Here is a 10,474-nt window from a genome sequence, read left to right on the forward strand (position 1 = left end):
GCACGCTCGCCCTCGGTCGCCACGGCAAGGGTCGAGGAGGGTGCGTCGGGGGCCACGGTCGCCAGTGTCGGTCGTCGCCACGGGGTGGGTCAAACACCGCGGCCGGCCAGTCCCCACGTCGACGGTCCGCGACCTCGCGGCCTCGCGGTCGGCGTGACGCACGTCATGTCACGCGACGACGTCCGGATCGGTCGGAGGGGTAGGGACGTCGGAGAGGCGCCCACAAGCACCAGGAGGCTCATGATGGAACGGATCGTCGTCGTCGGCGGGGGCTACGCCGGGTTCACCGTGGCCCGGGAGCTCGAGAAGGACCTGCGGCGCGAGCTGCGGCGCGGCGAGGTCGAGCTCGTCCTGGTCGACCCCCGCCCGTACATGACCTATCAGCCGTTCCTGCCCGAGGTGGTCGCGGGCTCGGTCGAGGCACGCCACGCAGCGGTCTCGCACCGACGCCACCTGCGCCGGACGCGCCTCGTCGACGGCACGGTCACGCGCATCGACCACGCGGACCGCGCGGTCGTCGTCCAGCCCCGGTCCGGTCCGGCGTACCGGCTGCCGTACGGCACCGTGGTCGTCACCGCAGGCGCCGTGACGCGAGTCTTCCCCGTCCCGGGCGTCGCAGAGCACGCGATCGGCCTCAAGCACGTCGAGGAGGCCGTCGCCGTCCGAGACCGCCTGCTCACGTCGTTCGACCGTGCTGCGAGCCTGCCCCGAGGGCCGGAGCGCGAGCGCCTGCTCACCGTGACGTTCGTCGGTGGCGGGTTCTCGGGGGTCGAGGGCTTCGCCGAGCTCCTGTCGCTCGCGCACGACCTCCTGCACCTCTACCCCGAGATCGCCGCGCCCGAGGTGCAGTTCCACCTCGTCGAGCGGAGCCCACGGATCCTGCCCGAGGTCACCGAGCGCCCCGGCCGCTGGGTGGTCGGCCGGCTCGAGGCCCGCGGGGCGCACGTCCACCTGGGCGCCGGGCTCGAGTCGGCCGAGGGCGGCGTCGTCCGGCTCTCGACCGGGGAGGAGTTCGCCTCGGGCCTCCTCGTGTGGACGGCGGGGAACGCCGCGAACCCCGTCGTCGCGACGCACACCGACCTGCCCGTGGATGCTCGGGGGTACGTCGTCACGCGGGCGGACCTCCGGGTCGGCACCGGCGACGAGCTCGTCCCGGACGCCTGGGCCGCGGGAGACGGGGCCGCCGTGCCGGATCTCTCGACCGCCCGACCGGGTGCGCTCACCGTGCCCAACGCGCAGCACGCCGTGCGGCAGGGGCGACGCCTCGCGCGCAACCTGGTCGCCGTCCGGCGTGGGCGCCCGACCCACCCCTACCGGCACGGCAGCCTCGGTGTCGTGGCGACGCTCGGGATCGGGACGGGCCTGTTCGAGTACCGCGGAGTCGTCGTGCGCGGCGCGCTCGCCTGGCTCACGCACCGCGGGTACCACGTGCTCGCGATCCCCACCTGGGAGCGGAAGGTCCGGGTCCTGGCGGTCTGGCTGACCGCGGCGGTCTTCGGACGCGACGTCGTCTCGCTCAGCGCGGTGCAGCGTCCGCGCGCCGCGTTCGTCGCAGGCGTGCCGCGGGCGGACGTCGGCTCCGCCGAGGCGAGCACCGCCGGGCACGCCGACGCCGCGGCACGGGCTGCGGCGACGCACGACGACGAGCCGGCTCGCGTCGCCTGAGGCGGTACGCGGCCGCGCGTCAGCCCGCGGCCGCGTAGCCGCCGAGCTTCTCCGGGTTCACCTGGAGATACACGTGCTCGATCCCTCGCGCCGTCACGTCGAGCGACACCAGGGCGAACGGCGCGTCGTCGACGACGACGAGGAGCGCGGGGCGACCGTTCGCCTCGACGACGTGCACCACGGCGTCCGCCCAGTACTTGCGCCACACGTTGTCGAGGAACAGCGACACCCGCGCGAGCCCGACGAGCTCGACGCGCGACGCGTGGACCTTCCCGCCGCCGTCAGGGCGGGCGACCACGTCGTCGGCCAGGTACCGCTCGAAGCGGGCCAGGTCGCCGTCGTGCGCGGCGGCCACGAACTCGTCGAGCAGCCGACGGTGCTCTCCGGGGTCCACCGGGACCGACGGGCGCGCGCCGAGCCGCTCCCGCGCCCGACGCGCGAGCTGCCGGGCGTTCGCCTCCGTCAGGTCGAGGATCTCCGCGACGCGCCGGTACGGGTAGTCGAACGCCTCGCGGAGCACGTAGACGGCGCGCTCGACCGGCGCGAGCCGTTCGAGGAGCACGAGGGTCGCGATCTCGAGCGCCTCGGCCCGCTCCGCGCCCAGGGCGGGGTCGTCCGAGGTGTCGACGGGCTCGGGGAGCCACGGACCCACGTACGTCTCGCGGCGCGCACGAGCGGACGTCGCGGCGTTGATCGCGAGCCGCGTCACCGTCGTCGTGAGGAACGCCGCCGGGTTCCGCACCACCGACCGGTCGGTGCCCTGCCAGCGGACCCACGCCTCCTGCACGACGTCCTCCGCCTCCGTCGCGCTGCCGAGCATGCGGTAGGCGATGCCGAAGAGCCGGGACCGGACGCTCAGGAACGCGTCGAGAGCCCCCTCGTCCTCCCGGACGACGGGGCTCTCGGGCGTTCGTGGGCCGAGACTCATGCAGCCACGCTACGACGCGGACCAGGCACGCGCCGTCCTGCCGCACGACGACGTCACGCGACGCGCTCCGCGTGCTGCGCGAAGGTCGTGGCACCTCGCAGAGACTCCCCCTGGGGCACGAGCGCGTCCTCGACGAGCTGCGCCCCGAAGTAGGTCGCCTCCGGGTCCGCGACCACCTCACGGTCGTCGCCCTGCGCCGCGAGCGCCTCGCGGACGAACTCGTCGAAGCGGAACCGCTCCGGCCCCGCGAGCTCGACGACGTCCGCGAGCGGCACACCCGTCGCGACGTCGGCCACGATGCGCGCGACGTCCGACGAGGCGACGGGCTGGAACGCGACGGGCGGGATGTGCACCACGCCGTCGACGGTCGCGCCGTCCGCGATGGAGCGCGCGAACTCGAAGAACTGCGTCGCGCGCACGACCGACCACCCGTGCCCGGAAGCACGCACGAGCCGCTCCTGGGCGACCTTGGCCCGCAGGTAGCCGGCGTCGGTCCGGTCCGTGCCGACGATCGACAGGACGACGTGGTGCCCGATCCCGGCGCGGGCCTCCGCGTCGAGGAGCGTGCGGGTGGACGTCTCGAAGAACCGCAGGACGTCGTCGTCCGCGAACGACGGCGAGTTCGACACGTCGACGACCACGTCCGCACCCGCGAGCGCCTCGTCGACGCCCGTGCCGGACAACGTGTCCACGCCGGTGCTGGGCGCGGCGACGACCACCTCGTGCCCGGCGTCGCGCACGTCCTGCACGACCTGGCTCCCGATCAGCCCGGTGCCTCCGACGACGACGATTCTCATGATGTCTCCTCTCTCCGGCGCGGCGGGTGCCGCGCACCACCCTCACGACCGGACGACCGTCCCCGGTGTGACAGGCACGCGCGCGCGGGAATCGCGCGCGCCCGCCGCACGTTCCCCGGAGGGCGGACGCCCCGACGCCGCGACCCGACGAGTGCGAGGATTCACGCATGACGACGCAGCCTGCCGAGAGCTCCCTGAACGCCGCCGACGAGGCCGCGCACGACGTCCCCGCGCCGTCGCCCGCCCCGGCCGACGCGCTGTGGGTCGAGCGCACGGGCACCCGCACGTACACGGGCCGGTCGGCGCGCGGCGCCGAGGTCTCGATCGGCCCGGCGAGCGAGGGTGCGGTGTTCACGCCCGGCGAGCTGCTGAAGATCGCCCTCGCCGCGTGCGCGGGCATGAGCACGGACCGCACGTTCGCCCGCCGCCTCGGCGACGACTACGCCGTGACGATCCACGTCCAGGGCGACAAGCTCCTCGAGGAGGAGCGCTACCCGAAGATCACGGGCACGTACGACATCGACCTCACGTCGCTCGACGACGACGCGCGCGACCGTCTCGTCACCGTCGCCGCGCGAGCGATCGACAAGGCGTGCACGGTAGGACGGACGGTCAAGGCCGGCGCCGAGGTCGAGTACCTGTTCCAGCCGGAGGGTGCCGGCCGCGAGGTCGAGACCCAGGACTGACCGCGGGATGACGGGAGGCGCCATGGCGTACCAGCAGGACCCCTCGAGAAGCCCCGTGCCGCGCGGCGGCGTGCCCGAGTACGGGACCCCGCCCCGGGACGCCGGGCGCAGGGACCTCTCGACGCAGGACGCGGTCGAGTGGTCCGCCTATCGGCCGACCCCGCTGCTCGACGCCGCGCTCGACAAGGCGGTGACGATCCCGTCGCACGTCATCCGGGCGCACGTGGACTCGGTGCGCCGGCGCAACCCCGAGGCGAGCCCCGCGCAGATCGTCCGGATCCTCGAGCGCGAGTACCTGCTCGTCATCCAGGCGGCGGGCGGTGCCGTCGGCGCGGCGGCCTCCTTCCCGGCGGTCGGGACGGGCGTGGGGATCGCGCTGACGTCGAGCGACGTCGCGACGTTCTTCGCGTCCTCGGCGGCCTTCGCGCTCGCCGTGGCGGACGTGCACGGCATCGCGGTGGACGACGTGGGCCGCCGTCGGGCGCTCCTGCTCGCCACGGTGCTCGGCGAGAAGGGCGCGCGCGACGTCGAGCGCGCGACCCAGGGGTCGGGCCTCGCGTGGGGCAAGGTGCTCCTGACGAGCATGCCCGCCGGGACGCTCGTCAAGGTCAACAAGGCGCTCGGCAACCGGTTCCTGCGCACCCAGCTCGCGAAGCAGTCCGGGCTCGCGCTCGGCCGGCTCGTGCCGTTCGGCGTCGGCGCCGTCGTGGGCGTGGCGGGGGCGCGGGCCCTCGGGCACGGCGTGATCGCCCAGTCGCGGCGCGCGTTCGGGCCGCCGCCGTCGGTGTTCGGCCGGCTCCTCGAGGTCGTGGAGTCGCCCGTGCAGGACGCGCCGCCGCGGCTCGTCCCCGTCCCCGAGGACGCGGGACCGCGCCGCCGTCGTCGGCTGCTGCCGGGGCGGAGGCGGCGCGACCGCTCCCCCGCCCGCGACGCCGAGTGACGACCCGGGGCGTGCGGCGTGTCGCCGTCGCGCGCGAGCTCGACGTCGACGCGTCCGTCGCGTTCGCGTGGGTCGCGGACCCGCGGACCCATCCGCGGTTCATCCCGCTCACCGTGATGACGACCCCGGCGGGCCGGGGCCCCGAGGTGGGCGACCGGTTCACCATGGTGAGCGGCCCGTTCGTCCGCCGCACGGGCCGCGGCTTCCCGGACCGCATGGTCGTCGAGTCGCTCGACCGCCCGTCCGTGGCGGCGGGCCGCCCGGGCAGCACGCGGGTCCGCAAGCTGGGCCCGGCGCTGCTCGGCGACGCGGGCTTCGAGGTCGTGCCGCTCGGCACGGGCCGCTGCCGGGTCGTGTGGTGGGAGGAGGCGTACCTCGCCGGGCCTGTCCCCCGCGGGGTCACCGCGCCCCTCGTCGGGGTGGCGCTGCGCGTCATGATGCACGTGTCGCTGCGCCGCCTCGACGAGCGCCTGCGCGCCCGCCGGTAACCCACCGGCGGCCCGGCCGCCCCGTGGACGCGACGGACCCGGGGCCCCGCCGCACCGACCAGCGCCGGTGCCGCGCGACCCCGGGTCCGGGGTGGGTGAGGGTCAGGCCGTGGGCCCGTCCTCGACCGGGGCGTCCTCCGCCGGGTTGCCCGACGGCGCACGGTCGCCCGTGGCGGTCGTCGTGGCACCCGGGGCGGTGTCGGGCGAGGTGTCGGGGACGGCCGGGCCCGCGAGGATCAGGTAGAGCTCGCGGCGCGTGCGCTCGAGGAGCTCCGCCGCGGCCGTCGTCTGCTCGTCGGTGCCGGTGCGGGCGACCTGGTGGACCGCCGCGGCCACGGCCTCGACGCCCGCGCGCAGCTCGCGCCGCGGGCGACCGCCGCGACCGGCGGCGTCGGCGAACGGGTCGCCCAGCTCGGCGGCGTGCTCCGCGACGTACGCGGTGCCCGCCTCGGTGAGCGTCGCGAGGCGGCGCCCGCCGTCGGCCGAGAGCTCGACGAGCCCCTCGTCCTGGAGCAGGTTCAGCGCCGGGTAGACCGCGCCCGGGCTCGGGCGCCACTGGCCCTCGCTGCGCTCCGCGATCTCCTGGATGACCTGGTACCCGTGCATGGGCTGCTCGGCGAGGAGCAGCAGGACGGCGGCACGGACGTCGCCGCGGCCGGCGCGCCCGGGGCCGCGACCGCGGCCCCCGTGCCGGCGACCGCCGTGACCCGGCCCGAAGCCGGGACCGCCCGGGCCGAACCCGGGGCCTCCCGGTCCGGGGCCGAACCCGCGACGCTCGTCGGCCGGACCGCCGGGGCCGAAGCCTCGGCCGCCGTCGGCCGGGCCGCCGAAGCCGCGCCCGCCACCGCGGCGGGCTCCGCCGCGGCCGCGGGGGCCGTCGCCGCGGAACCAGGCCGCGTCGTCGGGCACGGGCGGGAAGCCGTCACGACGACGGCGGTCCGGGCGCGGCCCGGGTCGCTCGCCGAACGGCTGGGACATGTTCTGGACGTTCTCCGGGGTCCTGCCCCGGTGCTGGTGTGCGTGGTGCATGAGTGGTGTCTCCTGTGCGTGTGATCGAGGGCTCCGGGTGATCCGCGGAGCGTGGCGGGCCGGTCCGGCCGCGCGGTCGTCGCGAGCCACGTGGTGGGCTCAGCGATACGGTAACGATATATCGATAGAATATCGCTGTCAACACCCTTGCCGCTCGCGCGCCGTCCCAGGACGCGCACACCTCCCGGACGTACGCTGACTTCCAGCAGCCAACCGGCAGCCCACCAGCAGCACCGGACGCATCCCCCGTCCGGCACCCACCCGGGCCGCACCACCCCGGCGGCCCGGCTCCCGCGAGGAGGCGGCGATGCGCCCAGGCCAGCCCCGGCACTACCTGATGTGCCGGCCGACGTACTTCACCGTCAGCTACGAGATCAACCCCTGGATGGACCGGCGCACGCCGGTCGACACCGCGCTCGCCGTCGCGCAGTGGGAACGCCTGCGCGACACCTTCCGCGACCTCGGCCACACCGTCGAGACGATCGACCCCGTCCCCGGCCTGCCGGACATGGTCTACGCGGCCAACGGCGCGACCGTCGTCGACGGCCTCGTGTACTCCGCGCGCTTCACCCACCCCGAGCGCCGGCCCGAGGGACCCGCGTACCTCAAATGGTTCGCCGACCACGGGTACGTCACGCACCTCGCGGAGCACGTCAACGAGGGCGAGGGCGACCTCCTGGTGGCGGGCGACGTCGTGCTCGCCGGCACCGGCTTCCGCACCGAGCGCGCCGCGCACGCCGAGGCCGCGGCCCTGTGGGGCCGGGAGGTGGTGACGCTCGAGCTCGTGGACCCGCGGTTCTACCACCTCGACACGGCGCTCACGGTGCTGCGCGGCAACGAGGGCAGCGCCGGTGCCCCCGCGCCCGACGACGGCGCGCGCCCCGACGACGCCGCCCACCCCGCGCTCACCGGCCCGCCGCCCGTCGACGTCGTCTACCTGCCCGCCGCGTTCTCCCCCGCCGCGCAGGAGGTGCTGCGCGAGCGCTACCCCGACGCGCTCCTCGCGACCGAGGAGGACGCCGCCGTGCTCGGGCTCAACGCCGTGAGCGACGGGACGCACGTCGTCCACTCGCCGCGCGCGGACCGGCTCGCGGGGGCGCTGCGCGAGCGCGGCTACGAGACGGTCGCGGTGGACACGTCGGAGCTCCTGCGCGGCGGGGGCGGGGCGAAGTGCTGCACGCTCGAGATCCGCGAGCCCGCCGTCCACGCCCCGGCGCCGACCGGGAGCGCGTCGTGACCGCCCAGGAGGTCCGCGCGTCGGGCGGCGGCACGGGCGGGAGCCGCGCCGACGGCCGGCTCGACGGCGGCCGTCGGGGTGACGGCAGCGGCGGCGGCGCGCTCGCGCACAACTACCACCCGCTGCCCGTCACGGTCGCGAGCGCCGAGGGGTCGTGGGTCACCGACGTGACCGGTCGCCGCTACCTCGACCTCCTCGCGGGGTACTCGGCGCTCAACTTCGGGCACCGGCACCCCGCGCTCGTCGACGCCGCCACGCGCCAGCTCGGCCGCGTCACCCTCACGTCGCGGGCGTTCGACCACGACCTCCTGCACCCGTTCGCCGAGGCGCTCGCCGCGCTCGTCGGGCCGCTCACCACGGGCGGCGAGGACTCCCTCGTGCTCCCGATGAACACGGGCGCGGAGGCCGTCGAGACCGCGATCAAGACGGCGCGCAAGTGGGGCTACGACGTCAGGGGCGTGCCGCCGGGCGAGGCGACCGTCGTCGTCGGCTCCGGGAACTTCCACGGCCGCACGACGACGATCGTGTCGTTCTCCGACGACCCCGACGCCCGGCGCGGCTTCGACCCGTACACGCCGGGGTTCCGGCTCGTGCCGTACGGCGACGCCGACGCGGTCGCCGCGGCGATCGACGACACGACCGTCGCGGTGCTCCTGGAGCCGGTGCAGGGCGAGTCCGGCGTCGTCGTGCCGCCCGACGACTACTGGCCGCGCCTGCGCGCGATCACGACCGCGCGGGACGTGCTCCTCGTGGCCGACGAGATCCAGTCCGGCCTCGGGCGCGCCGGTGCGACGCTCGCGACCGAGACGTGGGGCGTGCGGCCCGACCTCGTGACCCTCGGCAAGGCGCTCGGCGGCGGGATCGTGCCGGTCTCGGCCGTCGTCGGACGGCGCGACGTGCTCGAGGTGCTCACGCCCGGGACGCACGGCAGCACGTTCGGCGGCAACCCGCTCGCGTGCGCGGTCGGGCTCGCCGTCGTCGAGCTGCTGCGCACGGGCGAGCCGCAGCGGCGGGCACGCGAGCTCGGCGCCGGGTTCCAGGACCGGCTCACCGGGCTCGTCGACGCGGGCCTGCTCGACGACGTCCGCGGCCTCGGCCTGTGGGCGGGCCTCGACCTCGACCCGGCGCGCGGGACGGGACGGGACCTGTGCGAGGCGCTGCTCGCGCGCGGCGTCCTCGCCAAGGACACGCACGGCTCGACCATCCGCCTCGCTCCCCCGCTCACGATCACGACCGAGGATCTCGAGACCGGGCTGTCCGCCCTGGAGGACGCCCTGACGGACCTGGCGCGGGGTCGGTAGAGTCCGGAGGGTGACCACGCCCGAGCCCACCGCACCCGGTACCACCACCCTCGCGTCGTCCCTCGACGACCTGCGTCGCGCGTACGCCGACCTGCAGGCGCTGGGGCTGAAGCTCGACCTGACGCGCGGCAAGCCCTCGGCCGAGCAGCTCGACCTCTCCGAGGCCCTGCTCGCGCTCCCGGGCGAGGGCGTGCACACGGACGCCGACGGCACGGACGTGCGCAACTACGGCGGCCTCGACGGGCTGCCTCAGCTCCGGCGCATCTTCGCCGAGCTGCTCGGCGTGCCCGTCGAGCAGCTCCTCGCGGGCGGCAACGCGAGCCTCACCCTCATGTACGACACGCTCGCGTACGCGACGCTCTTCGGCGTGCCCGGGTCGGAGCGCCCGTGGGGCCGCGAGGAGAAGGTCCGCTGGATCTGCCCCGTGCCCGGCTACGACCGCCACTTCTCGGTGTGCGAGGCCCTCGGCATCGAGATGGTCACCGTCCCCGTGACGGCGGACGGCCCCGACGCCGCGGCCGTCGCCGCGCTCGTCGCGGACGACCCCACGATCAAGGGCATGTGGGTCGTCCCGACGTACGCGAACCCCGACGGCTCGGTCGTCACCGAGGAGGTCGCGCGGGCGCTCGTGTCCGTGCCGGCCGCCGCCCCCGACTTCCGCATCCTCTGGGACAACGCGTACGCGCTGCACCACCTCACCGACGACGAGGTGACGAGCGCCGACGCGATCGGGCTCGCCGCGGAGGCCGGGCACCCCGACCGCGTGATCCTCTACGCCTCGACCTCGAAGATCACCTTCGCCGGCTCGGGCGTCGCGTTCCTCGCGTCGTCCCCCGCGAACGTCGCCTGGTACAAGAAGCACCTGGCCACCCAGTCCATCGGCCCGGACAAGGTCAACCAGCTCCGGCACGCGCTGTTCTTCGGCGACGCCGACGGCGTGCGCGCCCACATGCGCAAGCACCGCGACATCATCGCCCCCAAGTTCGACGCCGTGACGAGCATCCTCGCCGACCGCCTCGGCGGCACGGGCGTCGGGTCGTGGACCGAGCCGAAGGGCGGCTACTTCGTCAGCCTCGAGGTCGTGCCGGGCACCGCGTCGCGCGTCGTCGAGCTCGCGAAGGCCGCCGGCATCGCGCTCACGCCCGCGGGCGCCCCGTTCCCCTACGGCAAGGACCCGGAGGACAAGGTCCTCCGCCTCGCCCCGACCCTGCCCCCGGTCGAGGAGGTCCGCGTCGCGATGGACGGCGTCGCGACGTGCGTCCTCCTCGCGGCCGCGGAGCACGCCGCGAAGTAGCTGATCCCCCGACTCCCCCTCCTCCGCCGAGCAGGGGGGGGGGGGGGGGGGGGGGGGGGGGGGGGGGGGGGGGGGGGGGGGGGGGGGGGGGGGGGGGGGGGGGGGGGGG

The 10,474-nt window shown here is 75.8% G+C and carries 10 protein-coding genes; 7 read left to right on the forward strand and 3 right to left on the reverse strand.

What is annotated here, in order from left to right:
- The first annotated feature begins 243 nt into the window (after window positions 1-243).
- On the forward strand, window positions 244-1,665 hold the full coding sequence (locus tag AC3WT4_RS12190) for an NAD(P)/FAD-dependent oxidoreductase (protein WP_492315545.1): 1,422 nt from the start codon (window positions 244-246) through the stop codon (window positions 1,663-1,665).
- 19 nt (window positions 1,666-1,684) lie between these two features.
- Here the strand turns inward: AC3WT4_RS12190 and AC3WT4_RS12195 are convergent, their stop codons facing one another.
- Window positions 1,685-2,593: an RNA polymerase sigma-70 factor gene (locus tag AC3WT4_RS12195; RefSeq protein WP_108051526.1), complete on the reverse strand. Its 909-nt coding sequence runs from the start codon at window positions 2,591-2,593 to the stop codon at window positions 1,685-1,687.
- A 53-nt stretch (window positions 2,594-2,646) separates the two neighbouring features.
- Window positions 2,647-3,390: an SDR family oxidoreductase gene (locus AC3WT4_RS12200; protein ID WP_074808114.1), complete on the reverse strand. Its 744-nt coding sequence runs from the start codon at window positions 3,388-3,390 to the stop codon at window positions 2,647-2,649.
- A gap of 167 nt (window positions 3,391-3,557) precedes the next feature.
- Between AC3WT4_RS12200 and AC3WT4_RS12205 the strand changes: the two genes are divergently transcribed.
- Genes AC3WT4_RS12205 through AC3WT4_RS12215 form a run of 3 tightly spaced genes read left to right on the forward strand, consistent with a single transcriptional unit; the run spans window position 3,558 to window position 5,504 of the window.
- On the forward strand, window positions 3,558-4,076 hold the full coding sequence (locus AC3WT4_RS12205) for an OsmC family protein (protein WP_083385178.1): 519 nt from the start codon (window positions 3,558-3,560) through the stop codon (window positions 4,074-4,076).
- Window positions 4,077-4,098: 22 nt separating this feature from the next.
- A complete protein-coding gene (locus AC3WT4_RS12210; RefSeq protein ID WP_492315546.1) occupies window positions 4,099-5,016 on the forward strand; it encodes a hypothetical protein in 918 nt (305 codons plus the stop codon).
- An 11-nt stretch (window positions 5,017-5,027) separates the two neighbouring features.
- Entirely contained in the window at window positions 5,028-5,504 is a 477-nt protein-coding gene (locus AC3WT4_RS12215) for an SRPBCC family protein (protein ID WP_492315547.1), read from the forward strand.
- 102 nt (window positions 5,505-5,606) lie between these two features.
- Here the strand turns inward: AC3WT4_RS12215 and AC3WT4_RS12220 are convergent, their stop codons facing one another.
- Entirely contained in the window at window positions 5,607-6,533 is a 927-nt protein-coding gene (locus AC3WT4_RS12220; RefSeq protein WP_492315548.1) for a PadR family transcriptional regulator, read from the reverse strand.
- 307 nt (window positions 6,534-6,840) lie between these two features.
- On the opposite strand from AC3WT4_RS12220, the gene ddaH reads away from it, so the two are divergent.
- The 3 genes from ddaH to AC3WT4_RS12235 are packed head-to-tail and all read left to right on the forward strand — an operon-like array spanning window position 6,841 to window position 10,365.
- Window positions 6,841-7,770, forward strand: a complete 930-nt coding sequence (gene ddaH, locus AC3WT4_RS12225; protein WP_492315549.1) for a dimethylargininase — start codon at window positions 6,841-6,843, stop codon at window positions 7,768-7,770.
- A complete protein-coding gene (rocD, locus tag AC3WT4_RS12230) occupies window positions 7,767-9,071 on the forward strand; it encodes an ornithine--oxo-acid transaminase (RefSeq protein WP_492315550.1) in 1,305 nt (434 codons plus the stop codon). Before ddaH ends, rocD begins: the two co-directional genes overlap by 4 nt.
- A gap of 10 nt (window positions 9,072-9,081) precedes the next feature.
- The gene (locus tag AC3WT4_RS12235; protein WP_074808126.1) at window positions 9,082-10,365 is read left to right on the forward strand and encodes an aspartate aminotransferase type Ic; all 1,284 of its coding nucleotides are present in this window, start codon (window positions 9,082-9,084) and stop codon (window positions 10,363-10,365) included.
- Window positions 10,366-10,474 lie beyond the last annotated feature (109 nt).

The organism is Cellulosimicrobium sp. EB106-03-01-XG111 (assembly GCF_058792115.1).

Excerpts from the sequence above, each read along its gene's own strand:
- AC3WT4_RS12190 (WP_492315545.1), top strand. The coding sequence starts at position 244 with ATGGAACGGATCGTCGTCGTCGGCGGGGGCTACGCCGGGTTCACCGTG.
- AC3WT4_RS12195 (WP_108051526.1), bottom strand. The coding sequence starts at position 2,593 with ATGAGTCTCGGCCCACGAACGCCCGAGAGCCCCGTCGTCCGGGAGGAC.
- AC3WT4_RS12200 (WP_074808114.1), bottom strand. The coding sequence starts at position 3,390 with ATGAGAATCGTCGTCGTCGGAGGCACCGGGCTGATCGGGAGCCAGGTC.
- AC3WT4_RS12205 (WP_083385178.1), top strand. The coding sequence starts at position 3,558 with ATGACGACGCAGCCTGCCGAGAGCTCCCTGAACGCCGCCGACGAGGCC.
- AC3WT4_RS12210 (WP_492315546.1), top strand. The coding sequence starts at position 4,099 with ATGGCGTACCAGCAGGACCCCTCGAGAAGCCCCGTGCCGCGCGGCGGC.
- AC3WT4_RS12220 (WP_492315548.1), bottom strand. The coding sequence starts at position 6,533 with ATGCACCACGCACACCAGCACCGGGGCAGGACCCCGGAGAACGTCCAG.
- ddaH (WP_492315549.1), top strand. The coding sequence starts at position 6,841 with ATGCGCCCAGGCCAGCCCCGGCACTACCTGATGTGCCGGCCGACGTAC.